This window comes from Aeribacillus sp. JST-2 (assembly GCF_056032925.1).
In genome coordinates, this window is sequence record NZ_JBVVUU010000014.1 from 1 (window position 1) to 25350 (window position 25350).

The 25350-nt window shown below is 39.2% G+C and carries 18 protein-coding genes, 1 pseudogene and 2 CRISPR repeat arrays; of the genes and pseudogenes, 14 read left to right on the forward strand and 5 right to left on the reverse strand.

Annotation, left to right across the window (positions count from 1 at the left end):
- Positions 1–112: 112 nt before the first annotated feature.
- The 11 genes and pseudogenes from AC0KTX_RS09145 to AC0KTX_RS09195 form a co-directional block, all read left to right on the forward strand.
- Positions 113–265 (forward strand): annotated as a pseudogene (locus AC0KTX_RS09145) (type I-B CRISPR-associated endonuclease Cas1b); the annotation flags it as partial.
- 1 nt (position 266) lies between these two features.
- A complete protein-coding gene (gene cas2 / locus AC0KTX_RS09150) occupies positions 267–530 on the forward strand; it encodes a CRISPR-associated endonuclease Cas2 (RefSeq protein WP_474251905.1) in 264 nt (87 codons plus the stop codon).
- A 173-nt stretch (positions 531–703) separates the two neighbouring features.
- A CRISPR array of direct repeats spans positions 704–1255; the repeat unit is 29 nt.
- Between the two features lie 97 nt (positions 1256–1352).
- A CRISPR array of direct repeats spans positions 1353–3261; the repeat unit is 29 nt; unit sequence GTTTTATCTGAACGTAGTGGGATATAAAG.
- A 35-nt stretch (positions 3262–3296) separates the two neighbouring features.
- Positions 3297–3674: a MurR/RpiR family transcriptional regulator gene (locus tag AC0KTX_RS09155; RefSeq protein WP_474251958.1), complete on the forward strand. Its 378-nt coding sequence runs from the start codon at positions 3297–3299 to the stop codon at positions 3672–3674.
- 147 nt (positions 3675–3821) lie between these two features.
- Positions 3822–4826, forward strand: coding sequence for a LacI family DNA-binding transcriptional regulator (locus AC0KTX_RS09160; RefSeq protein WP_474251906.1), 1005 nt, complete (start codon positions 3822–3824; stop codon positions 4824–4826).
- A 284-nt stretch (positions 4827–5110) separates the two neighbouring features.
- Positions 5111–6121, forward strand: coding sequence for a C-terminal binding protein (locus AC0KTX_RS09165; protein ID WP_474251907.1), 1011 nt, complete (start codon positions 5111–5113; stop codon positions 6119–6121).
- Positions 6118–7020, forward strand: a complete 903-nt coding sequence (locus tag AC0KTX_RS09170; protein ID WP_474251908.1) for a dihydrodipicolinate synthase family protein — start codon at positions 6118–6120, stop codon at positions 7018–7020. The genes AC0KTX_RS09165 and AC0KTX_RS09170 overlap by 4 nt, the downstream gene beginning before the upstream one ends.
- 115 nt (positions 7021–7135) lie before the next feature.
- Entirely contained in the window at positions 7136–7807 is a 672-nt protein-coding gene (hxlB, locus tag AC0KTX_RS09175; RefSeq protein WP_474251909.1) for a 6-phospho-3-hexuloisomerase, read from the forward strand.
- Between the two features lie 35 nt (positions 7808–7842).
- Positions 7843–8856, forward strand: coding sequence for an ureidoglycolate dehydrogenase (gene allD / locus AC0KTX_RS09180; RefSeq protein WP_474251910.1), 1014 nt, complete (start codon positions 7843–7845; stop codon positions 8854–8856).
- 713 nt (positions 8857–9569) lie between these two features.
- Positions 9570–10619: a TRAP transporter substrate-binding protein gene (locus tag AC0KTX_RS09185; protein ID WP_474251911.1), complete on the forward strand. Its 1050-nt coding sequence runs from the start codon at positions 9570–9572 to the stop codon at positions 10617–10619.
- Between the two features lie 26 nt (positions 10620–10645).
- Positions 10646–11161, forward strand: coding sequence for a TRAP transporter small permease (locus AC0KTX_RS09190; protein WP_474251912.1), 516 nt, complete (start codon positions 10646–10648; stop codon positions 11159–11161).
- On the forward strand, positions 11158–12432 hold the full coding sequence (locus tag AC0KTX_RS09195) for a TRAP transporter large permease (protein ID WP_474251913.1): 1275 nt from the start codon (positions 11158–11160) through the stop codon (positions 12430–12432). The genes AC0KTX_RS09190 and AC0KTX_RS09195 overlap by 4 nt, the downstream gene beginning before the upstream one ends.
- 531 nt (positions 12433–12963) lie before the next feature.
- Here AC0KTX_RS09195 and AC0KTX_RS09200 read toward each other — a convergent pair.
- The 5 genes from AC0KTX_RS09200 to AC0KTX_RS09220 all read right to left on the reverse strand — a co-directional run bounded on the left by AC0KTX_RS09200 (position 12964) and on the right by AC0KTX_RS09220 (position 18494).
- Entirely contained in the window at positions 12964–13818 is an 855-nt protein-coding gene (locus AC0KTX_RS09200; RefSeq protein WP_474251914.1) for a Cof-type HAD-IIB family hydrolase, read from the reverse strand.
- Between the two features lie 121 nt (positions 13819–13939).
- Positions 13940–14839, reverse strand: a complete 900-nt coding sequence (murQ, locus tag AC0KTX_RS09205) for an N-acetylmuramic acid 6-phosphate etherase (protein ID WP_474251915.1) — start codon at positions 14837–14839, stop codon at positions 13940–13942.
- Between the two features lie 66 nt (positions 14840–14905).
- Complete coding sequence (locus AC0KTX_RS09210; protein WP_474251916.1) at positions 14906–15967, reverse strand: DUF871 domain-containing protein; 1062 nt, start codon at positions 15965–15967, stop codon at positions 14906–14908.
- A 163-nt stretch (positions 15968–16130) separates the two neighbouring features.
- A complete protein-coding gene (locus AC0KTX_RS09215) occupies positions 16131–17531 on the reverse strand; it encodes a PTS transporter subunit EIIC (protein WP_474251917.1) in 1401 nt (466 codons plus the stop codon).
- A gap of 105 nt (positions 17532–17636) precedes the next feature.
- The gene (locus AC0KTX_RS09220) at positions 17637–18494 is read right to left on the reverse strand and encodes a MurR/RpiR family transcriptional regulator (RefSeq protein ID WP_474251918.1); all 858 of its coding nucleotides are present in this window, start codon (positions 18492–18494) and stop codon (positions 17637–17639) included.
- A 1383-nt stretch (positions 18495–19877) separates the two neighbouring features.
- Between AC0KTX_RS09220 and cas3 the strand changes: the two genes are divergently transcribed.
- From cas3 to cas8c, 3 genes are all read left to right on the forward strand, one after another.
- The gene (cas3, locus tag AC0KTX_RS09225; protein WP_474251919.1) at positions 19878–22307 is read left to right on the forward strand and encodes a CRISPR-associated helicase Cas3'; all 2430 of its coding nucleotides are present in this window, start codon (positions 19878–19880) and stop codon (positions 22305–22307) included.
- A gap of 428 nt (positions 22308–22735) precedes the next feature.
- Positions 22736–23455 carry a type I-C CRISPR-associated protein Cas5c gene (cas5c, locus tag AC0KTX_RS09230; protein ID WP_474251920.1) on the forward strand — a complete coding sequence of 240 codons (720 nt, stop codon included), beginning with the start codon at positions 22736–22738 and terminating at the stop codon, positions 23453–23455.
- Positions 23452–25350: a type I-C CRISPR-associated protein Cas8c/Csd1 gene (gene cas8c / locus AC0KTX_RS09235; protein WP_474251921.1), complete on the forward strand. Its 1899-nt coding sequence runs from the start codon at positions 23452–23454 to the stop codon at positions 25348–25350. The genes cas5c and cas8c overlap by 4 nt, the downstream gene beginning before the upstream one ends.

Consider the following 25350-nt stretch of genomic DNA (forward strand, 5'->3'; position numbering starts at 1 on the left):
CGTCAATGTAAGATATACACATATTTAAGAAATAATGTTAGAAACTTTGTCGAAAAATATTTTTTTGACACCCCTGAGACGGCTACAACCGTTGATATATCAACATTTATAGAGGGAGTGGATGAATAAATTGCAAACAACCGTCAAACATCGGCAGTTAAACCGAAATGTTTCTTATCAGTATTTTATTCGTTTGGAATGCTATAAGCTGATCAAGCATTTTATTGGCGACAAACAATACAACCCTTTAAAAGCGTGGTGGTAATATGTACGTTATTATTACTTACGATGTAGCTGAAGATAGAGTTGCAAAGGTGCACAAAAAACTGAAAGAATATTTAATATGGACGCAAAATTCTGTATTCGAAGGTGATATTACAAGAAGCCTGCTCAAAAAATGTTTGTTTGAATTGGAAAATTTAATTGTAGATAGTGCTGACTCGATAAACGTTTATGAGATTGAAAACCCAAAGAATTTAAAAAAATATTCATACGGTATTGACAAATCATTTAGTGATATGTTTATTTGAAAATGCAGTGCATCGATGTTTTTGGGAAAAGCATATCAACCGTTGAATTTGCAGTGTTTGCGCTGTCTTTTTTGCAAGGGAAGAAAAAAAGACCGACGGTGTACTGCAAATTTCCGATTTGAAAAGTTCCCAAAATATTGATATAACTGCTTTCTTAAGCACTTTTTCGAAGGGTTTTATCTGAACGTAGTGGGATATAAATCCCAATGCAAGTGATAAAACGGAAAGTGACCGTATGTTTTATCTGAACGTAGTGGGATATAAATTGCTTTTTTGCGTATATGATTTTATGAGTAACTCCGGTTTTATCTGAACGTAGTGGGATATAAATATGGGAAAGCGGTTCGTGTTATTCGAAATGTTTATCTTCGTTTTATCTGAACGTAGTGGGATATAAATTTGTATAACCGTAAATCAATGCATGCAGGTATTTTGTTTTATCTGAACGTAGTGGGATATAAATTTGAATTGGTACTATAATAGTCATTAGATAACCAAGTTTTATCTGAACGTAGTGGGATATAAATGGCGAACATTGCAAGTTCTGCCGGGCAAAAGCGCAATGGTTTTATCTGAACGTAGTGGGATATAAATTTTCTCATATTAGAAGAATCAGAGATTCGATTGTTGTTTTATCTGAACGTAGTGGGATATAAATGATCAAGCAATTCAACGAATTGGCTCATGAAGATGATGTTTTATCTGAACGTAGTGGGATATAAATCGACAACGATTCGCGCAAAATGTGGAAACAATCGTGTTTTATCTGAACGTAGTGGATATAAATAATTTTGCACTGCCGATAATTCTTGTTTTATCTACGTTTTATCTGAACGTAGTGGGATATAAATCGACAACGATTCGCGCAAAATGTGGAAACAATCGTGTTTTATCTGAACGTAGTGGGATATAAATAATTTTGCACTGCCGATAATTCTTGTTTTATCTACGTTTTATCTGAACGTAGTGGGATATAAATAGATTTTCCCGCAATCTATTTCTTCATCAAATTCAACGTTTTATCTGAACGTAGTGGGATATAAATTTACGTTAATCCAACCCGAACTGTGCTTTGCTTTGGTTTTATCTGAACGTAGTGGGATATAAATTTGATAAGCGACGTGAGAATCTTAACGCCACTGTCAGTTTTATCTGAACGTAGTGGGATATAAAGCTTTTACAAAAGGAACACCGGCGCTAATACCGGTGTAAGTTTTATCTGAACGTAGTGGGATATAAAGGCTCAACATGTGGGTGCAGGCAAGGGTAACAGAGCGTTTTATCTGAACGTAGTGGGATATAAAGTTTGTAAAAGGGGAAGCTAAAACAGATGATAAATGGGTTTTATCTGAACGTAGTGGGATATAAAGAGTCAATGATGATGTTGATATGGATGCAGCTATTCAGTTTTATCTGAACGTAGTGGGATATAAAGGATTTCAACGCACCAGGAGCCGTGAAAAAAGGGGAAGTTTTATCTGAACGTAGTGGGATATAAAGTTCTTCCACACTTTCCTTGAAGCGATAGAACCATTCGTTTTATCTGAACGTAGTGGGATATAAAGTCATCGGTTTTGATCGTGATTGTTTCGCCAAATGGCGTTTTATCTGAACGTAGTGGGATATAAAGTTCGTAATGATGCCTTTACGCGATAAAGGAATACTGTTTTATCTGAACGTAGTGGGATATAAAGCAATACAACTTTTCGAAAGATGTGAACCCAAACGCTCGTTTTATCTGAACGTAGTGGGATATAAAGTTTTTGGGAATATTCCGAATACAACAAACCGAAACCTGTTTTATCTGAACGTAGTGGGATATAAAGACGTTTTCAAAATACCACACGCGAGGGATTTCGCCCGTTTTATCTGAACGTAGTGGGATATAAAGAGCGCTTATGATCGAAAAGGCACACCGTGAAAAACGGTTTTATCTGAACGTAGTGGGATATAAAGAATCCGCATATAGAAGCACAATTCCTTTTATCTTCGTTTTATCTGAACGTAGTGGGATATAAAAGCAGACACCTTCTGCTATGAATAGTCGGTATGTCGAGTTTTATCTGAACGTAGTGGGATATAAAACCGTTTCGAATCCATCACCTTGAACGAATTCCTCAGTTTTATCTGAACGTAGTGGGATATAAAAGTGGTATTCGGCAACGCCGGTTTCGGTGATGTAAACGTTTTATCTGAACGTAGTGGGATATAAAAAACAAATGCGAAATCGCATGCGGATACAGTCGCAATGTTTTATCTGAACGTAGTGGGATATAAAGGATGAAATGGTTTTGCTAGATATGTTCGGCGAAATAGTTTTATCTGAACGTAGTGGGATATAAAGAAATCAAAAACGAAAATTCCAAACAAAGCAAATTCGTTTTATCTGAACGTAGTGGGATATAAAGATGGAACGTTTGAAGATAAAATTGACACTTTTTCGTTTTATCTGAACGTAGTGGGATATAAAGTGGCCTGCAATAACAAATAAAATCACACTATCATCGTTTTATCTGAACGTAGTGGGATATAAAGTCAATAAATGGATAAAGAACATGCCGACAGTTGATCCGTTTTATCTGAACGTAGTGGGATATAAAGTGTTTATTTTCAAATGTGGTGCCAAAACTCATAATCGTTTTATCTGAACGTAGTGGGATATAAAGTCGTTCGTGCCGATGCCGGGCGTCGAGGACAGCTACGTTTTATCTGAACGTAGTGGGGTATAAAGCACTGATGATCCGTGGTTGATTCAGAAGAATCGGTATAAAATGTGATGCCAAACAGGACAGCCATTTCCAAGCGATGAGTGCAGCATTATTGACAAAAGAAGATTGTGCAATCGGCATTTCGGTTTCTGGAAGTACGAAGGATACGATTTATAGCTTGGAAATAGCCAAAAGAGCTGGAGCGAAAATTATTTGTATGACAAGCAATGGGAAATCACCCATTACGAAACTAGCCGATGTGGTTCATCTCATGTCGTCGAAGGAGAGTCCGTTAGAAGGAATTTCAATTATCTCGCAAATTGCCCAATTATCGGTAATTGACGTATTATGCGCAGCGATTATTCACAGAAGGGAACACATTGCGAGAAAGGTTCGCGAAATCACAGCAAAAACGGTATCGGAAAAATTATATTAACAGAGAAAGTGAAAAACGAGTGTTCAATATTAGGAAAAAAATCCAAAAAAACTATTGAAAAGCGCTTTCATTTTATTTATAATATCACTAAACCGGTTTACTAAACCGATTTAGTGATTTTTTTCAAAAGGATAAGGAAGACGCAAAATGAAAAGAACAACAATCGCAGATGTGGCAAAGCGTGCGAATGTTTCCAAAAGCACGGTTTCCCAATATTTAAATGGACGATATGAATACATGGGAGAAGAAACGAAAAAAAAGATTGAAGAAGCCATTAAAGAACTAAAATTTCAACCTAATATTGTGGCAAGAAGTTTAAAACAAAAGAAAACATCAACTATCGGCGTCATCGTGGCGAATATTTTGCATGCTTTTCAAACGGAAGTCATCCGAGCCATCGAAGATATATGCCATCAGCATGATTATCATGTAATCGTTTGCAACTCCGATGATGTGCCCCAAAAAGAAAAAAAATATATAGAAATGCTAATCGCCAAACAAGTAGATGGATTAATTGTTTTCCCCACTAACAGAAATACGGATCTTTACAAACAGCTTGTAGAAAGGCGATATCCGCTTGTCTTCATGGATCGATTCGTTAAGGATGTCGGGGTCGATACGGTCCTTCTTCATAATGAAAATGCTGCCAAAATGGCGATTGAACATTTTCTTGAGAAAGGATATGAACGAATAGGCGTTGTGACGACTTCGCTAGTTCATCAAACTACTCCGCGCGTCGAGCGGATAGAAGGGTATAAAAAGACATTGAATGAAAAGGGCATACCCATCCGGGAAGAATACATTATTGCATTGCCCCTCGAACAAATAAAAGCAGGATTGAAAAAAATGTTTTCTGTGGAAAATCCGCCTCAGGCGCTATTAGCCGGGAATGACTTAGCTTTAATGAAAATTTTAGAATTCACGAAAGAACAAGGGCTTTCTGTTCCTAATGATGTAGCTTTAATCGGAATCGACAATCCCTCTTTTGCACACATTTATCATCCCGCCTTGACAACCATTCGACCGCCCAGCTTTGAGATGGGAAAAAAAGCAGCGGATTTGCTGTTTGAAGCAATCACAAACAGAAAGTCCGATCAAACAGCCCGCATTTACCGGTTTGAGCCAGAGTTGATTCGCAGACAGTCTGTTTAACAGAACAACTGCAAGCCTTTAGGGGATCAAATGAATGGAATCCCACCTTCTATCATGCATGGTGTCCATCCCCGTAATGGAACCATAATAAAAACCACCAGCCTATTTAGCATACATTCTCTCCATTACAACATTAATAAAAGTGCAGCATCAAGTGCACCCATCACTTTCATATATCAACAGATTTAAGAAATATAGTTAAAAAGAGTGCCGAAAATGATTTTGGCACCATAAAAACGGCTGCAGCCGTAGATATTTCAATATTTCCAAAGGAAGTGAATAGAATGGGAAAATATAAAGTAGTCGTGACAGATTACGAATTTCAAACATTGGCTCCGGAAAAAGAAGTGCTTTCATCCATCGATGCCGATTTTATAGCGGTTCAATGCCGCACGGAAGAGGAAGTGATTCGCGAGTGCAGAGATGCCGATGCTATTTTGAACCAATATGCTCCTGTTTCGAAAAGAGTGATTGAAAAATTGGAGCGATGCAAGGTTATTGCAAGGTATGGCGTAGGTGTTAATACCATTGATCTTGAGGCTGCGACCGCAAAGGGAATCGTGGTGGCCAATGTGACAGATTATTCCGTAGACGAGGTATCAGACCGTGCTTTTGCTTTATTATTGGCGTTAGTCCGGAAAGTAGTCAAATTTAACAATGAGGTAAAAAACGGGACTTGGGATTTTAATTTAGGAAAGCCGATTTTTCGCCTTCGCGGCAGAACACTCGGGCTCGTAGGGTTGGGAAGAATTCCGCAGGCGTTGGCTAAAAAGGCGCAAGCTTTCGGTTTAAATGTGATCGCCTATGACCCGTATATTCCGGAGGAGACGGCCAATCGGTTAAATGTCAGATTAACAAAGTTGAATGATTTATTTAGACAATCCGATTATATATCGGTTCATGCCCCTTTAACAAAAAGCACAAGAGGAATGATTAGCAAAGAACAGTTTGATCTGGCGAAAAAAGACTTATTCATTGTCAATACGGCGCGTGGTCCAGTCATTGATGAAACCGCTTTAATTGCTGCTTTGCAAGCAAAAAAGATTGCCGGCGCTGCATTAGATGTTACAGAACACGAACCTATTCAGAAAGATCATCCTCTATTAAAGATGGAAAACGTTATTATAACCCCGCATGTCGCTTGGTACTCCGAAGAGTCCGAACATGAACTGAAGCGGAAAACCGCTCAAAATGTGGTCGATGTATTATCGGGTTATTATCCTAACTATTTGGTCAATCAAGATGTGAAAGAAAAGATAAAGTTAAGAGAAAAAGAAGGGGGAAAGATCGGATGAAAACAAAATTTTACGGAATTATCCCGCCGGTGCCAACCATTTTTAACGAAAGCTTGGAATTAGACCGGCGGGGAATGGGGAAATTAATTGATTTCCTCATTGAAGAAGGGGTAAATGGATTGTTCTTTTTGGGAAGCGGTGGCGAATTTAATCACATGTCTTTCGAAGAACGGAAGCAGGTTGCATCTTTTGCGACAGACTATGTGAAAGGGAGAGTGCCAGTTTTAATCGGAACAGGCGGAACCAACACCCGGGAAATGATTGCTCTTAATCGCCATGCCAAGGAAATTGGAGCGGACGGCGTTGTAATAATTAATCCATACTACTGGCCGCTGACGGAAGAGAACCTGTTGGCTCATTACGGCGAAATTGCCGAAAATACGGAAATTCCGATTTTACTCTATAACTTTCCTGATTTGACAGGACAGGATTTGTCTCCTGACATTGTATTAAAGTTAGTAGATCGATATCCGAACATAGTTGGAATTAAGGAAACAGTGGATAGCGCAGGGCATATTCGCGAGATGATTTTAAAAGTAAAAAGTAAGCATCCTCATTTTTCTGTTATGGCCGGCTTTGATGATCATCTGTTGAATACCCTTGCACTCGGAGGGGATGGAGCGATCTCCGCCAGCGGAAACTTTGCGCCCGAATTAAGCATTGGAATCTATCGGGCTTTTCAAACAGGGAATTATGAAAAAGCAATTGAGATTCATAAAAAGTTGGCATTTTTGCCTCTAATGTATAAGTTGGATTCGCCATTTGTAAATGTAGTAAAGGAGGCCATCAAACTAAGAGGATTGGATGTTTCTACATATGTGCTTCCGCCTGCCCGGACGCTGAGTGCGGAAAAAAAGCGGGAATTAGAGGACATTCTAAAAAAAGCCTCTGTTTTGTAAGTATTTTCGTATGAATCGGGGATCTGCTTATAAAGGGAACTTTTTCTTACATGTTTAAAACGATTGACCAAGAAAATGGATTCAAAATCCGGCATTCTTGGACTGGAAGCCGCATTTGCATCTGCCTCTCATTGCACCCGCAACTGCCGCCTTAAAACAGCTGCTCGTTCAGAATACTTGGCAGCGGCATTGCAATGGTGCCAATTATGATATAAGGAGTGTTGCTCAAAAAATGAAAACAATCCTTCAAACAATCTGTCAAGAAATTGAAACTGTCATATCAAGAATAAAAGAAGAAGAGGCATTGGCTCTTGCGGAAGAATTGAAAAAGGCAAAGCGCATTTTCGTTTACGGGGAAGGCAGGTCAGGATTAATAGGGAAAGCATTTGCGATGCGCCTGATGCACGGCGGATTTCGAGTTTATGTGGTAGGAGAAACGATTACCCCGGGTATTGGCAAAGACGATCTCTTAGTAGCAATATCCGGATCGGGTTCGACAAGCATGATTTACCATTTTGCCTTCAAAGCAAAAGAACAGGGAGCTAAAGTTTTTCTTGTCACAACAAACAGGGAGTCCAAAATCGCCGCCATAAGCAATAACGTTCTTGTCATACCGGCCGCTACCAAATACCGGCGTGCCGGGGAGCCGGCCACAATACAGCCATTAGGAAATCAGTTTGATCAGAGCGTGCACCTTGTCTTGGACGGCATCATTATCCATAGCTTGCAAGAAAATAACAACGACTTGCACGAGGAAATGAGGAAACACCATACAAATCTTGAATAATGTTGAAAATTGATCAGGAAAGGAACGAATCAAAAATGGCAGAAGTATTGATCAGACATGACGAGTTAAAAAGATTAGTAGTAAAAAAGCTTGCCGGAGCAGGCTTGCGCAAAGATCATGCAGAAGTGGTGGCGGATGTACTTGTACACGCTGATTTAAGAGGAGTAAGCTCACATGGTGTACTGCGTACAGAACATTATGTCAAACGGCTTGCAGCAGGAGGGTTAAACCCGGATCCCCATTTTTCAGTAAAAGAGACAGGCCCTTGTTCAGCCGTTTTTGACGGTGATGACGGATTTGGCCATGTGGTTGCGAAAGAAGCGATGGATTATGCGGTGAAGCTGGCTGAGAAAAACGGCATTGGCGCTGTCGGCGTTATCAACAGCAGCCACTGCGGTGCACTTTCTTACTTCGTCCAGCTGGCAGCGGAAAAAGGAATGATTGGGATGGCCGTTACCCATACCGACAAGGTCGTCGTCCCGTTTGGAGGAGCAAAACCGTATTTTGGGACCAATCCCATTGCCTTTGGATTTCCGGCAAAAGTTCATAAACCGGTCATTTTAGACATGGCGACAAGCAATGTTGCTTTCGGAAAAGTGCTTCACGCCCGCGAAGCAGGGACAGACATTCCTGTCGACTGGGGTGTTGATGAAAACGGAAAACCGACAACAAACCCTCATGAAGTATGTGCATTGTTTCCATTCGCCGGGCCAAAAGGCTATGGTCTCGCGATGGTGGTGGATGTCCTCTCAGGGTTGTTGACTGGTTCAGCGTTTGGCCCGCACATTACAACAATGTATGGCGATTACGATCAAAAACGTAAACTAGGACACTTTTTAATGGCCATTAATCCGTCAATGTTTACTGACGGTGAAATGTTTTTGGCAAACATGGATCGGATGATTGATGAAATTCACGAATTGCAGCCTGCAGAAGGGTTTACAAAAGTCATGGTGCCGGGAGAACCAGAGCAGATTCGTGAAGCGGACAGACTTGTAAATGGCGTTCCTGTTACACAAACCGTTTACAACTACTTAAACCAAGAATAAGGAACTGTAGAATTTTTCTTTATTTTAAATACTAACATCGGCAAAGAAGGTCTTATGATCCTGAAGGATGAATCGTTCTTGATGAGAGCTGCGAATCGGCAATTACTGCGGATCACTCGTTATGGTGATTGTCGCTGCAGCATCCGAAATAGATTGTCAATAGAAAAAGCGGGGAAAAATTGAGAAACTAAATGTCTTTTCCGATTTTCGGACAAATATTTTTAAAAATAAACTAAATCCCAATGTTTTTTCAATACAATTTTTGCGGAACGGGAGCAATATTTGCGGCAGCAACGACTCGTACAGCAGTGACGGAAGGAACATTTATGTTTCCTTCGGCAGCCAATCCTGAACCGTTGATAACGGGAGCTTTCCGTTGGCAAACGGAAAAATAAAAAATTTTATTGGCAAATGGACAGGGCTGAAATGTGTGGAACGCTTGCTGTCCAATGGCTAAGCTATGCCCTCATTGCCAGCAGAAGGTCTTAATGAAGGGTGGGTGGCCATTTATGAAGAGGCAGGTGCGGCGACAGCGGACTTTTCAATATAAACGGGACAACGATTGACATACAATGGCAGTTCAAGTTTCAAAAAAATGGCTGGGCAGGCATTACACCCTCATAAGGGGGTGAACGTCTATATTGAAATGGATCTTAACTGACGGGCAGGGATTGTAAAGATGGCCGCAGGCATTTTACGAGGAGTGATTTTTTATGAAATTGAAAGCGTTTTTAATCGTAGTCGCTGCGATGGCGGTTGCCATGGTTTCAACAGGCTGCAGTCTGCTCGAAAACGCCGGAAAGGCAAATGCCGATGGTGTAACCACCATTAAAGTCGCAAACTATTTTTCTGATTCACATCCGCAAAATATCGCATTAAGGGAAAAATTCAAACCGATCATTGAAGAAAAAACAAAAGGAAAGTATAAAGTGGAAATTTACCCGGCAAATGAACTTGGAGATGAAGCGCAATTTACGAGCGGCGCCCGCATCGGCTCGATTCAAATGGCGGTCGCAGGAATGGGATTGCAAACGGCCAATCCTAAAATTGGCGCTGTTGAATGGCCGTATTTGTTCGATAGCTACGAACAGGCCAATCGCATTTTAAACGGGAAAGTTGGAGAAGAGATTGGCGATGCCTTTCGGGAACTTGGCGTTGAACCGATTGCATGGACGGCAAACGGTTTCCGGGTTGTATCGGCCAATCGTGCGGTTAACACCAAAGAGGAATTCAAAGGATTGCGTCTCAGAATGCCGAACATCCCTATTTTTATCAATACAGGAAAAGCAATGGGAGCCAATGTCCAGCCTCTTGCTTTATCAGAAGTTTTCACCGCACTTGAACAAGGCGTAATCGATGCTCAAGAAAATCCGTACGTGACATTAAAGGAGTCTGGTTTATATGAAGTGCAGAGCCATGTGATTGAAACAAACCATATGTTCAGTCCGAATGTATATTTAATGAACAAGGAGTTCTTTGATCATTTAGATAAAGAAACTAAAGAAATCATCTTGGAAGCAGCAAAAGAATCGGCTCAATATGAGTGGAATTTGCTTCAAGAGTCTGAAGCAAAAGTGAAAGAAGAATTAAAAAAAGCAGGACTTGACATTATTGTACCGGATGAGGAATTCAAAACGGAACTGAAGAAATCGATGGAGCCGGTATATAAGGAGCTTTATAAAAAATACGATTGGGCAAAGGATTTTATCAATAAAATTGAAGAGGAAAAAAGAAAGCTGAAACTTGACGCCAAGCAGGGTTAAAGCAACAATTCGTGGGGTGATACGGGATGGAGAAACTGTTAAAAGCACTTAACGGCCTATTAAATGGAATCATTGTATTTGTTTTGGCATCCATGGTTGCGCTTGTTTTTTTCAATGTTGTTCTTCGTTACGCCTTTCACTTGAGCATTACTTGGTCGGAGGAAATGGCGCGTTATTTATTCGTATGGGTCATCTTTTTAGGAGCCGTTGTCGCATCAAAAGAGAAGAGCCATCTTGGAGTAGATCTGTTAATCGGGTCAGTTCCAAGGAAATTCCAAAAGATTTTATATTTTGTCTCTAATTCGTTAATGGTGTTTGTCCTCATTTTATTTATCGACGGACTGTTGAAAATGATCGAACTTAATAAGATGATATCGGGGCCGGCGACCGGAATTCCTGAAGCTGTCTTTTATTTAGCGGGTGTTGTCGCATCAGTATTAATGATTGCTATCTGCGCCGTTCAAACCATTCGTTTTGTGTTTTTTAATCAAGATGCGCCAGACTGGGCAAAACCTAAAAAGGAATGGGGGGAAACAAAATGATTTGGGTCTTCATTCTTTCTCTGTTTTTTTTCCTCTTGATTGGGGCGCCGGTTGCGATTGCGATGTTAAGCAGCGCAATTGTGATGCTGGTGGTATTAGGCCTGTTTGATACCGGTATTTTAGGGGAATATTTAATTAAAGGAGCCAATAACTTTTCGTTGATGGCCATACCGTTCTTTATTTTAACCGGTGAAATTATGAATGCGGGGGGAGTTTCAAAACGGATTGTAGATTTCGCCAGCGCCTTCGTAGGGCACATTAAAGGCGGCCTCGGATACGTTGTAATCATATCAGGCGTTATTTTTGCAGGGTTGTCAGGATCAGCGGTGGCGGACACGGCTGCACTTGGGGCCATTTTGATTCCAATGATGATGGCAAAAGGATATAATAAAAATTCTTCAACAGGTCTCGTGGCGGCAACTGGAATCATTGGCACTATAATTCCGCCAAGTATTCCGATGATTTTATTTGGAGTTGTTGGAGGCGTTTCCATTACCAAGCTATTTATGGCAGGAGTTGTTCCTGGGCTTATCATTGCGCTTGGGCTTATTGTGATATGGTACTTTGTTTCAAAAAAAGATCATAGTGCAACTTTGCCGAAGGCGACGGCTAAGGAAAAATGGACAGCTTTTGTCCGTGCTTTTTGGGCGCTGTTATTGCCGGTCATTATTATTGTCGGACTTCGCGGAGGAATTTTCACTCCGACAGAAGCGGGGGGAGTGGCGGCGGTCTACGCACTGATTATAAGTTTTTTCTATAAAGAGATTAAGTGGAAGCAGCTGCCTAAAGTATTTGTGGAAGCCGCTAAAACAACAGGTGTTGTTATGTTTGTAGCGGCAACGGCTATCGTTTCAGGCTACGCCATTACTGTTGCCCAAATTCCGAAAGAGCTTGTTGATTTCTTGAGCGGTTTAACAGCCAATCCAACGATTTTATTGCTCATCATTATGCTTTTCTTATTGATCGTTGGCTGTGTAATGGATTTAACACCAGCTATCTTAATTTTCACACCTGTACTTCTTCCTGTTGTGACGGCAGTGGGGATTGATCCCGTTTATTTCGGTTTATTAATGGTGATTAATTTGTCCATTGGGCTGATTACGCCCCCTGTCGGCACTGTTCTGTATGTGGGTTGCGGCATCAGTAAAATCAGCATCGTGGACATAACAAAAGGAATTTTTCCGTTTTTGCTCGTTCAAATGGCAATCCTCTTTTTGTTGGTGCTTTTCCCGGATTTAGTGACCGTTCCGTTAAGCTGGTTTACAGAATAATAGATTCCTTAAAACGCATGAAACTGGAACAAAATTCAGCCGATGAAGGGGAAAAAGCAGAAGAAAATGGAAAGGATTAAGTCCTGAATTTTGTGTAAAAAGGAAGTGGTTTGATTGGCCGGGAATTTAGGTTTACTGGTCTGGGAGTGTGATTTTACACATGATTATAGATATCAAATGAAGAATCGATATATCAACTCTCTTTATCAAATGGAAAAGGTTTTGCTGTAGATTTATCTTGAATCTTGTTATGCGCCAGCCATAAGAGCAACAGCTCTTTTAGAACTGGCGCATATTTTGTGCTATCTACCATTTGCTATAAAAATTCCTAAGAAACAAGTATTTTGATTAGAGAAAAAGAAGGCGGGCGATCTCCCAATTAAAAAACGGTTGAAAAGGAATTCAGCGCTTTCTTCCGTCAGTGGCACACGATCATCGTGAAAGGGCGGTCTGATTTCGACTGAATGGTTTACAGTGAAGAGTGCCGGCACCTGAAGTGTTTTTTGTAGGAAATAGGGCATCCTTTGATCTTTATACTTTCAGCATTTTCTCAATTGCAAAGGCCACACCATGTTCGTTGTTTGTTTTCGTGATGAAGTCGCAGATTTTTTTCACTTCTTCCTCAGCGTTTCCCATCGCAACGCTTTTTCCGGCTTTTTTCAGCATAGAAAGATCATTGAAATGATCGCCAATCGCCAAAACGTCTTTCATTGCCACACCTTTCTCGGCCGCAAACTTTTCGAGCGCTGCCCCTTTTTGGGCATTGGCATGATTGATTTCAAGGTTATTTCGGCCTGACGAGGTAACATGGAGGGTTTCTTCATGAGCAAGCTCATCTTTAATATTGAGAAGCTTTTCGTTTTCGCAAGAGAAAGCTAGCACTTTGTAAATTTCAATATTTTGTTCTAACAATTGATGGAAGCTGTTAATCAATTTTACATATCCTGAAGAAACATGCGCATAAAATTTTTCTATTACGTCCGCTTCATGAAAATGAAGATGGGCGCTTTTGGCTGAGGTGATCCTAGCATTAAGCGACTGTTCTTTACTGATTGAATAGATGCAGTGATTTGTGCATACTTCAAAATGGACGCCATGTTTTGTGCATGCTTTTTCAATTTTGATAAAAGATTCATAGTCAATCGTCTCACTGGCTAGCTGTTTGCCATCGTGATCGCGAATATCGGCTCCGTTAAGACATATGATGGGAACTTTTACTTTTGCTTTTTTCAGGAGATTTGCTGCTGTATAAAAAGTCCGTCCTGTAGCAATCACCACTTCTATTCCTTTTTCTTGGGCCCGTCGGATAGCCTTTGCATTCTCATTCGTGACCCGCTCACAACTGTCGAGCAATGTTCCGTCCATATCAATGGCGATCATTTTCATGAAATGCCCCCGCTTTCGCAAAAAATCGACTATTGTCATTCACACAATAAAATGTTTGTTTCAATCGGAATAGTTTCAAAAAGAGATCGATTTGACGATTGAATTTAACGCTGACGACCATTCACTTTAACTGCGATTCGATGGCGCTGCGCAAGTGTCCTTTATGTTGGCGAAGTACTTCAAAGACTTTTTCGCCTGTTAAACCAGTGATTAAAGAAAAGATGGCTGCTTTTGCAGATTGATAGGTTTTCAGTGCTTCCTCCGCTTCCGCTTCACTTGCATTCGTGAGCTCAACGATGATATTCTTTGCCCTCATGATCAGCTTTTCATTTGTAGGGACGACATCGACCATCAAGTTGCTGTACACTTTGCCGATGCGAATCATTGAAGCGGTTGTAAGCATATTTAATACAAGTTTTTGTGCTGTGCCGGCTTTCATTCTTGTCGATCCTGCCACAACTTCTGGACCTGTAAGAACGACAATCGGATAATCCGCTTCTTTCTCCATCTCAGAGTTTTTTGTGCACGTAATGGCTGCAACCGTTGCGCCGGCTGATTTGGCATATTTCATGGCCGCCAATGTATAAGGGGTTCTCCCGCTTGCAGCAATACCGACGACTACATCTTTAGGGTTCACGTTGATTTTTTTCATATCTTCAACGGCCATCTCCACGTTATCTTCCGCACCCTCCAAAGCGTATTGCAGCGCTTTTTCACCGCCAGCAATCACACCAATCACTTGTTCCGCCGGAGTTCCGTACGTGGGAGGACATTCGGATGCATCCAGCACTCCCAAGCGGCCGCTTGTACCGGCTCCGACATAGATTAAACGTCCGCCATTGCGGAACGCTTCAACAATCCGGTCGACAACATCCGCAATAACTGGCAGCGCCTGCTCAACAGCTTCCGGAACATGCTTGTCTTCTGCGTTGATTTTTTTTACAATGTCCAGGCTGGATAAAGTATCAATATTCATTGTGTTTGGGTTTCTTCTCTCCGTATCAATTTTATGAAGATCCATTTTGTTCTCTTCCTTTCTGACTTAGTGACTCGATCTTTCGTGAAAAAAGCTTGAGGCAACGCTGCATTATTTTGACACCATCATTTTAAATTTTCCGCCCGGATCGATGCAATCAATAAGCGGAATATCTTCCTCAACAATTCTTCCTAAAACATTGACCCGTTCATCTTTTGGCAAATTTCGCTTTGTGATTTGAAGTTCGCCTGCATATCGGCCGTACAAGTTATTGTCAATGGTAACAGAACCAATCAAACGGCTTGCGGCAGATGAAGGGTTGACCTTTATGCCATTGTTTTGGGCATAGTGTCTGGATTCTTGCGACCGGATGACATCTCTTGCCGGATCAGGCCGATTGGTATGAACGCCTTCGACAAGGGAACGAATGCTTTCATCGTTTTGATACAACAAAACCCTAAGAGGAATGATCCGTTCGGATAAAAGCGACAGCAGCGACAACGTGCTTTCCGTAGCGGAAACATCGCCTATAAACACGTTATCAACATGATATTGAAATAAAAGCTCTGCGCAGGCAATGTGCGGTTTTTGATGCCGATGCTTCTCCAATGTCGGAAGCCCTGCGAAAATTGGCCCCCTCAATTCATTGTCCCCCGGTATGAAAGCCATTGTGGCAATTCCGTATTGATGGAACATTTGGTTTCGTGCAATCAGAAAACGGTCATCGAGTCCTGTTTCGGGACGCGGGTAAAAATTGTGCCAAGCTTCTATGTTTTCAACGTTTAATCCTAATCGAATCCACTTTTGAATGGTTGCTTCGTTTACTGTACTGGCATTTATTCCAATCTTCATTTGCTTGGATAATTCCACTACTTCTTCGTCGGCGTAACCATAATCCAAGCGGATGCCGGACACGCCCCAGTCAAGGAGATCCTTTGGCTTGTTCATGTTCAAATAGGAAAACGATTTTGGCGACACATCAGCAAATAATTGCATGTCATTTTTTTGGGCGAGCATGCCTAAATGCTTTAGCCGTTTTGTATATTCTGATGGATCATCCTCCGGAATATGGAGGGAAGTAAAAATGGCTTGAAATTTATATTTTTTGGCTTTGGCGATTATTTGTTCCATGTCGTACTGTTGATTTCCTAAATATACTGAAATACCAAGCATTTTTTCACCTTCCTTTGATAAGAAGAAGCTGCCCCGGAAAGGACTGACCTCACGCAAATATCACAATATATAGTTCTTTTATTCCACTGTAATGTCCTATATATTGTGAGCTGCGGAGCATTCCCCTTTGCACTGAAGGCAGCTTTTGGGACAAGTGTGAGAATTAACTGTTTGTCATGACATTCGTTTGTTCATTTTTTCCAATATCTTTCGTCATTTCCTCTTTAAATCCGAAAAGATAAGTAAAAATAAATCCGAATAGATAAGCAATAAACAAACCAATGAGATAATAAACGATTTGATGGGCATTCACTAAAAAGGTCAATGGCAAACCGGAAACACCAATGGCAATCGTCGCAACATGAAAATACGCTTGGAAAGCACCTCCCAAGCTTGCACCCAGGCAAGCTGTAATGAAAGGTCTCCCTAGAGGCAAGGTGACGCCGAAAATGAGCGGTTCTCCAATTCCTAAAATCCCGACAGGAAGCCCGCCTTTAATGACTTTGCGAAGCTGAGCATTTTTTGTTTTGAAATAGATGGCAAATGCGGCACCTACTTGACCTGCGCCTCCCATTGCCAATATCGGCAATAATGGATCATCGCCGATGGAGTTGATGAGTTCCATATGCACAGGCGTCAACCCTTGATGCAGTCCTGTTACGACTAAAGGCAAGAAGGTTCCGGCAAGAATAATTCCCGATAATATGCCGCCAGCATCAATTAATCCTAATAATCCTTTTGTAATAAGATCGGAAATCCAGCCGCCGACTGGCTGCAGAACGATTAAAGTGGCTAAGCCTGTTATCAGAACAGAAATCGTAGGCGTTACCATAATATCAACTGAAGCCGGAACGAACCGGCGGACTTTCTTTTCAATCCATGCCATAAAAATGGCTGCCAGCATGACTCCTATCAGACCGCCCCGCCCGGGCACAAGCTTTTCACCAAAAAGCGTGATGTCCGCAAGTGCAGGGTTAATAATTAAAATACCGGCAATCCCTCCAAGAGCAGGGGTGCCCCCAAATTCTTTAGCCGCATTAATTCCAACAAAAATGCCAAGATAACTGAATAGCCCCCAACCGATAAAGTTTAAAATCGATATTACCATTGATTCCGGATCAGCCCCAGCTCTAACAATGACATTTGTAATACCGGCAATTAAGCCAGAAGCTACAATGGCAGGGATCAGCGGGATGAAGATGCTGGAGATTTTTCTTAAAAAAAGTTTAAACGGCGTTGCATTTTTCTTTTTCAAGTCTGCTTTCGTTTGTTCCGCAAGATTGGCGAATTCATTGGCATCCAGCTTTTCTATATGAACCCCGCTTAATTTTGAAACTTCTTCCGCTACTCTTGTCACAATTCCCGGTCCTAAAATGATCTGCAGCGTTTCTTGTTCGACAACGCCGAGAACACCGTCAATCTTTTTCAATCCATCGATATCAACTTTGCTCTCGTCAACAGGTGTGACTCTTAATCTTGTCATGCAATGTGTCAAACTTTTAATGTTTTGATAACCGCCCAATTTTTCGACAATTTCGTTTGCCAACCGTGTATGATTTCCCATTGTTCTCCCCCTTGTTCTGATGTTTTTTTGTAAAATAGGAAACGTTTTCATTTTTAAAATATGATAACTTCTTGAAAAGAGAGGCTGTCTTTTGATGGGATGCTTTTATTTATAATTCCGTTTTGACATTTTGACTGCTTCTCTCGTTCTTTCCAAAGCGGCGATGCTTTCATCATAATTTTGGCTCATGATGCCGACATAGAGGATATCAATAACGTTGAGTTGAGAAATTCTTGAACTCATCGCCCCGCTGCGGATGCTTTTTTCCAATGAGCTTGTATATAACGAAATATCAGCGAGATCGGAAACGGGATTCGATCCGAATTTTGTTAATGAAATAACTGTGGCGCCGTTATCCTTTGCCAATGTTAACGATTTAATGATATCTTCCGTTTGTCCGGAGTAGGAAATTCCGAAGGCAACGTCTTCCTCCGTCAGATTGGCGCTGATCATCCCTTGTGTATCATAGTCGAAGCCTGTTTCGCACCAACGGTTAATTCTCGTCAGCTTTTGCTTAAAGTCTTGCGCGATAACAGCTGAAGCTCCAATTCCGTAAATGGCAATCTTGCGCGCCTTGCTTAAAGCATGTATGGCTTTTTCGACTTCTTCCTTCGATAAAACCGACAACGTATCCTGAATGGATTGAATGTTGTTATTCGACACAGATGCGATGACTGAATCAACAGCCCCGTTTATCGGAACTTCTTGGTAGGAGCGGTTTTGTTCATTCCAATTGGCAAGATCCCCCGCAATTTTCAGCTTCAGCTCTTGAAAACCTTTACAATTCAACGTGCGCGACAAGCGTATGATCGTTGCCTCGCTGACATTTGCCCGTTGCGACAGCTTTTGAACAGAAAGGTTTACCACCTCGTCAGGGTGCTTTAAAATATACTCCGCAACTTTTCTTTCAGACGGTTTTAATGAATCAAGCGCTTCTTGAATACTAATTAAACCGCCTTTCATGATCATCCCTCCTTTCATATTTTGAATAGTTTTAAAATTTATACTCATTTTATGAAATTTTATTACAAAAGTCAATGATTTTTTTGAATTTTTATTTCATAAAATGTTACCAAGCCGACCCTTTCTGAAATGTGGGAATGTAGAGAGCGGTTTGTATAAGAAAATCATTTTTGGCTAATGCAGCTAGTGATGGAATTTGCAAAACAGCTTTATTTTGCATTTTAAAAATGGTTCTTACGCAATCTTGTTGAAAGGAAAAGACTAATGGAGAAACTGAGCGTGCAAATAAGTATTTTTAGCTCTGTGTTATCAATGACCTCGATTTTTCACTAAAAGAACGTAAGAACCTTAAAAGCAAATAGTTTTGCATTTGAAAATGTAAAGAAAGGCAACTTGACATGAAGGCTCTGTGGGCATGGTTCCTACGCCAAGAATCCAGCTATTTCAAGGGCTGGCATAACCAAGCTAGTCATTCATGCCCCCTTCCATGTAAAAATGTTTCAGATTAATTTCTTTGCAATTCTCTGCCCTTTTATGGCTCTTACACAATTTTGGTGATAAAAAGAGGCTAATTGCGAAAATTAGTGTGTAAATTGGAGTTTTTCAGCTTCTTATTCTCAATTATCTCGACTTTTCACCAAAAGAACGTAAGGATCACTTTTATTTTGCAGTACACAACAGCCGCCGACATTGAAAAAAGCTTATTGCCATTTGTGGATGAAACAAATTCGGACGGAATAATGGGGGAGAGGAATGGATTTGGTTTTTGGTAAATAAATTTTCTTGGTTAAAATAACTTTTCAAATTTGTAAATCTATTTGATATCTCATATAGATCCTTCAAAATTATTTGTTCGGTTTTCTTTTAAAAGGAGAGTCAAAGCTAGAGCTATTACGAGCTACTCGTTGTAAATATTGTTTTTTCTTGAACTCTTTTTACACTGACGCATTTTTAGGATCTTGTTATGTTTTTGAACATTGCAATGTCTCAAGCTTCAAAATGAGAAAATTTTTATGCATTAACTCTTCTTCCGAAGTATAAAGACGAATAGAATTTTCATATTTTCAAATACATTTTTTCCGAAGATTTGACAATTATGTGAGAAAAGGAAGTTACTGTTATCGTATAATAGTGATAGATAGTCTTCTTCTAGTTTATAAAGTTAATCATACCGAGATTTTAGGGAGGTACACCTTTTTTATGTAGGAAAAATGGTTTCAAATCGTTGGGAAGTTCAAAATAATATTTTTACATATTTAATAGCTAACATTGTAAAGCGAGTTCCATCAAAAAAAAGTCTTTGTGAAACTATTGAGAAACGCTCTCATTTTCGGTCGTTAACAGATTTTTAATAAAAATATATATCTATCAGGGGGAAGGTAAATGGATTTTATTGCCCATATCCGTGAAAGTGACAAAAAAATACAAACTGTTAAAGATCATTTATTAGAAGTAAAAAACTTAGCTGAAACCTACGGAGAAAAGCTAGGTGTAAAGCATTTAGCTGGTCTTGCTGGTATGCTTCATGATCTAGGAAAATGTACAAATGAATTTAGAGAATACATATTAGAAGCAGTTAATAATCCTGGTGCACCACCTAGAAGAGGAAGTGTTGACCATTCTACTGCAGGCGGGAAACTTTTATATGAATTTTTTCATACAGAGGGGAAAATAACTCGTTACAAAGGAATAGTGGCTGAGGTGATAGGAAATGCCATTATTTCTCACCATTCGTACCTTCAAGATTTTTTAAATCCGGATTTAGAATCAAATTACTTAAAAAGAGTTCGTGATAAAGAACTTCCTGAATTTGATGTGACAAAGCAATACTTTTTTGAGCATGTTATGAGTGAGACAGATTTTCATGATTATGTTGATAAGGCTGCTGAGGAACTAGAAAAATTTTTAGCGAAAGAATCTTCTGGAAACTATGAAAAACAACTAATGTTTTTAACTAAATTTGTTTTTAGTGCTTTAATTGATGCAGATAGAACGAACACAAGATTATTTGAAGAAAATAAAAGCAATGACACTGTAAATAATCATGAAGTGTTATTTGATAGATACTACGAAAGGCTCATGCGAAAAATCAATTCATTTCGTAAACAAAAGGATGCCAATACAGCTATTAATCTTTTAAGAACAGAGATGTCTGAACAGTGTGATAAATTTGCTGAGAAACCATCAGGAATCTATACGTTATCCATTCCAACTGGTGGTGGTAAGACATTAGCAAGTTTAAGATATGCTCTGAAACACGCTAAACTTTATAATAAAAAACATATCATTTATGTAATCCCTTATACAACTATTATTGAACAAAACGCGGAAGAAGTTAGAAAAATATTAAAAGATGATGCCAATATATTAGAGCATCATTCAAACGTTATTGAAGATATGAATGATGATGATGAAAATCAAGATGGCTTGATTAGTGTGCAACAAAAATTAAAATTAGCCAAAGATAACTGGGATTCGCCGATTATTTTTACAACGATTGTCCAGTTTTTGAATGTTTTTTACGCAAATGGGTGTAGAAATATTAGGAGGCTTCATAATTTAAGTGAGTCGGTAATTATTTTTGATGAAGTGCAAAAAATTCCTATTTCATGTGTATCACTTTTTAATCAGTCATTAAACTTTTTAAAAACTTATGGCCGTTCCAGCATCGTGCTTTGTACTGCTACTCAGCCTGCGTTAGATTTTGTTGAGCATAAACTTGAAATCAATGCGGAAGCAGAAATGATCAAAAACCTTGATTATGTAATTGATGCATTTAAACGGGTGGAAATCATTGATAAAGCAACAAATGAAACATTTAATAATGAAAAACTCTCCAATTTTATTGAGGCAAAAATAAGTGAAGTACAAAGTGTGTTAGTTATTTTAAATACGAAATCAGTTGTGAAAGATCTGTATACTCAATTGAAAATGAAGAAGTTAAATTTACCAACTTATCATTTGAGTACATCAATGTGTGCTGCTCATCGTAATAAAATATTAGGTGAAATAAAAGATCATCTGAAAGAGGGTAATAAAGTAATTTGTGTAAGCACCCAACTGATTGAAGCGGGGGTAGATGTTAGTTTCAATTGTGTGATTCGCTCATTAGCAGGATTAGATTCCATTGCACAAGCTGCAGGCAGATGCAATCGGCACGGTGAAAAGGACATACAAAATGTTTATGTTATAGACCATGAGGAAGAAAAATTGGATCGTTTAAAAGAAATAAAAGTTGGAAAACAAGTGTCAAAAAGAATTTTTATTGATATAAGTCGTGACCAAACAAATCATGGCGGGAATATCTTATCTATGCAAGCTATGGAAAGGTACTTTAAAGAGTATTATACGGAACTTGAATCAAATTTGAATTATTTTATACCAAAATTGAAAAAAGAAATGATTGAACTGTTAATGTCCAATAAGAAAAATAGTACTTATTATCAGGCCTATTATCAAAAAAATAAAAAATTGCCTCCATTATTTTTAGTAAACAGCTATAAAACTGCAGCAGAGCATTTTCGAGTAATTGATGATATTACAACTTCTGTTATTGTTCCGTACGGTGGTGGAAAAGAAATTATTGCTGAATTAAACAGCAACAGAACAATTAATGAGTTTGCACAACTTTTAAGAAAAGCCCAGCAATATATCATAAATATTAACGATTATGAACGAGAACAATTAGTGAAAAATGATGGATTAGTCAGCTGCCTAGATGGGAAAATCTTAGTATTAAAAGAAGGGGCGTACAATATGGAATTCGGACTTAATCTTGAAAATGACAGTCAATTTGTATTAAAGATGTTTTAAAAAATTTAAATTATAAAAGAGCTTCGCAGAGATCCAACGTGCGTCGGAATAGAATTCCAGTAAATGTCTACGATAAATACCCATAGTTTGTTAGATAGTCACAAATCTTCAAAAACATGTGAAAAGGGTTTGTCGAAAAGTTTTTTTGACACCCCGTAAATACGGAAAACCGTTGATATATCAATATATTTAGAGAGAGAGGCTCAAGTCAGCAATAAATGATCAAAAGGGTGCCAATTACTTTTGGTGCACCCTCTTTCAAATAATATATTATATTTTTCAATCCACGCTTTTAAAAGCGACAATTCATTATACCATAACCTCGATTCGAATTTTATATTTCATATAATATATAATTTTTTTATTGAATATTTTCTGAAAAAAAGTTATTATTGAATTATTAAAAAAACAAAAAGGAGGTGTCTGTATTGAGAAATGCTATTGAATTCGAAGTTTATGGAAAATATGCCTTGTTTACGGATCCTTTGACTAAACTAGGAGGTGAAAAGCTGTCCTATCAAGTGCCTACCTATCAGGCGTTGAAAGGAATTGTCGAGTCGATTTATTGGAAGCCCACCATACTTTTTATCATTGATGAGGTTCGAGTGATGAATGCGATTCGAATGGAATCCAAAGGCATTCGGCCAATTGAATATGGTGGGGGAAATACACTGGCTCATTATACATATTTAAAAGACGTTAGATATCAAGTGCGTGCACATTTTGTTTTTAATCCGCATCGTCCTGATCTTGCTTTTGATCGCAACGAACATAAGCATCACAACATACTAAAACGTTCACTGAAAGCTGGAGGACGAAGAGATATCTTTTTAGGCACTAGAGAATGTCAAGGGTATGTTGAACCGTGTGTATTTGGTGAAGGTAAAGGTTTTTATGATGATTATGGCGATATTCATCTAGGTACCATGGTTCATGGGATTAATTACCCAGATGAAACCGGTAGAAACGAAATGGAAGTCCGTTTATGGAATCCTGTGATGAAGAATGGAATTATCCAATTTATTAGGCCGGATCAATGCACACAAATCAGAAAAATCAAAGAAATGAATCCGAAGTTTTTCGATCAAACAAATGTGGAATCAGCGGATGAAATGCTCAAACAATTGGAAGGGGAGGTGAACGAATGAGCTGGTTATTAAATTTATATGAGACATATGAATCCAATTTAGATCGTGTAGGTGTAATGGAAAAAAAGCATAATGAACAAGAGTATACGTTGTTGCCGATTTCTCATACGACTCAAACCGCGCATATTGAAGTGAATATCACAGAAGACGGGCAATTTCATTCAGCAACAGTCATTAAAGAGGTGACTGTCATCCCTTGCACAGAAGATGCCGCGAACCGGACTAGTACGAAAATAGCTCCTTATCCGCTTCACGATAAATTAAGTTATGTAGCAGGCGATTTTGTTACATATGGTGGAAAAATAAAAAAAGAAGAACCTTTTAGCTATTATATTCAACAATTGAAAGATTGGGCAGAATCACCCTATGCAACAAAAAAAGTAAAAAGTATTTATAACTATTTAAGCCAAAAGCGGCTAATTAAAGATTTAGTGGATGCAAACGTTTTGTACTTAGATCCTAATGGGCATTTAATCGATAAATGGGATAAAAAATACGAATCTTTGTATGGGAGCAAACCGCCTATTTTTTCAGTCATTAGCGCTGGAGTGGAGAGTGCTTTTGTTCGTTTCAATGTTTATTCACCTCATACTATATTGACAAAGGTTTGGAACGATCCTGAAATGTATGATTCATTTATTTCTTACTACAAAGACCTCTTAAAGAACAACGACGAAGATTTTTGTTATGTAACAGGGAAAAAGTTGCCGGTCACTGATAAACACGCAAACAAAATTAGAAATGCTGGCGATAAAGCGAAACTAATTTCTGCCAATGATACGAGTGGTTTTACGTTTAGGGGACGTTTCCATGAAAGTAATGAAGTGGCCAGCATTAGTTATGATGTTTCCCAAAAGGCGCATAATGCATTGAAATGGCTGATTAACAGGCAGGGAAAAATCTTTGACCAACGCGTGTTTCTTGTATGGGGAAATGATGAAATTACTCTTCCAGATCCGACAGAAGATACTTTTGCCATCAATCCCATGTCATTAGAAAAAAAAGAAAGAAAATCGTTTACGAATCAGGAATTTGCCAATGAAGTAGCAAAAGCTTTGGAGGGTTATAAAGCGAATCTGACAACAAAGTCCGAGGTGAATATTTTAATTCTTGATTCTGCTACCCCGGGGCGTCTTGCAGTGCTTTATTATCGAAATATGAATAGGGAACTGTATTTACAACGACTGGTTGAATGGCATTCAACTTGCGCGTGGCTTCACCGTTATCGAAAAGATGAAGAAAAGAAAACGGTTCAATTTTATGGAGCTCCCGCGACTAAAGATATTGCGTTTGCTGCTTATGGGCCGAATGCAAACGATAAAGTAGTGAAAGGATTGATGGAGCGCATCTTGTCGTGCATTATCGATACGAAAGATCAAAAAATTCCTCTGGACATTATAAGAAGCGCTTTTTATCGTGCTTCAAATCCAGTGGCAATGGAAAACTGGGAATGGGAAAAAACGCTAAGTATTGCCTGTGCTTTAATTAATAAACAGGAGGGATTTAATGTGGCATTAGATACAGAAAATAACGACCGCGATTATTTATTTGGCCGTTTATTAGCAATTGCGGATGTGTTGGAAAGACGCGCTTTAGATTCCGATGAAACGCGAGCTACTAACGCCATCAGATATATGAACGCTTTTTCCAAACACCCCGCAAGAACATGGAAGACCATTCAGGAAAGTATTCAACCTTATCAAATGAGGCTTGGGACAAAAGGATTATATTTATCCAAACTAATTGATGAAGTGGCTTCTAGAATGAAATTTGAAGATTTTAATAACAAACAGTTATCTGGTAAATACCTATTAGGTTTTTATAGCCAACGACATGCATTATATCAAAAATCAGAAAAAAATACTGAACCATCTAATGAAGTAGGAGGAATGTAA

What these genes read in the sequence shown, in the direction of transcription:
- cas2 (WP_474251905.1), top strand. Translation starts at nt 267, where the DNA reads ATGTACGTTATTATTACTTACGATGTAGCTGAAGATAGAGTTGCAAAG.
- AC0KTX_RS09160 (WP_474251906.1), top strand. Translation starts at nt 3,822, where the DNA reads ATGAAAAGAACAACAATCGCAGATGTGGCAAAGCGTGCGAATGTTTCC.
- AC0KTX_RS09165 (WP_474251907.1), top strand. Translation starts at nt 5,111, where the DNA reads ATGGGAAAATATAAAGTAGTCGTGACAGATTACGAATTTCAAACATTG.
- AC0KTX_RS09170 (WP_474251908.1), top strand. Translation starts at nt 6,118, where the DNA reads ATGAAAACAAAATTTTACGGAATTATCCCGCCGGTGCCAACCATTTTT.
- allD (WP_474251910.1), top strand. Translation starts at nt 7,843, where the DNA reads ATGGCAGAAGTATTGATCAGACATGACGAGTTAAAAAGATTAGTAGTA.
- AC0KTX_RS09185 (WP_474251911.1), top strand. Translation starts at nt 9,570, where the DNA reads ATGAAATTGAAAGCGTTTTTAATCGTAGTCGCTGCGATGGCGGTTGCC.
- AC0KTX_RS09190 (WP_474251912.1), top strand. Translation starts at nt 10,646, where the DNA reads ATGGAGAAACTGTTAAAAGCACTTAACGGCCTATTAAATGGAATCATT.
- AC0KTX_RS09195 (WP_474251913.1), top strand. Translation starts at nt 11,158, where the DNA reads ATGATTTGGGTCTTCATTCTTTCTCTGTTTTTTTTCCTCTTGATTGGG.
- AC0KTX_RS09200 (WP_474251914.1), bottom strand. Translation starts at nt 13,818, where the DNA reads ATGAAAATGATCGCCATTGATATGGACGGAACATTGCTCGACAGTTGT.
- murQ (WP_474251915.1), bottom strand. Translation starts at nt 14,839, where the DNA reads ATGGATCTTCATAAAATTGATACGGAGAGAAGAAACCCAAACACAATG.
- AC0KTX_RS09210 (WP_474251916.1), bottom strand. Translation starts at nt 15,967, where the DNA reads ATGCTTGGTATTTCAGTATATTTAGGAAATCAACAGTACGACATGGAA.
- AC0KTX_RS09215 (WP_474251917.1), bottom strand. Translation starts at nt 17,531, where the DNA reads ATGGGAAATCATACACGGTTGGCAAACGAAATTGTCGAAAAATTGGGC.
- AC0KTX_RS09220 (WP_474251918.1), bottom strand. Translation starts at nt 18,494, where the DNA reads ATGAAAGGCGGTTTAATTAGTATTCAAGAAGCGCTTGATTCATTAAAA.
- cas3 (WP_474251919.1), top strand. Translation starts at nt 19,878, where the DNA reads ATGGATTTTATTGCCCATATCCGTGAAAGTGACAAAAAAATACAAACT.
- cas8c (WP_474251921.1), top strand. Translation starts at nt 23,452, where the DNA reads ATGAGCTGGTTATTAAATTTATATGAGACATATGAATCCAATTTAGAT.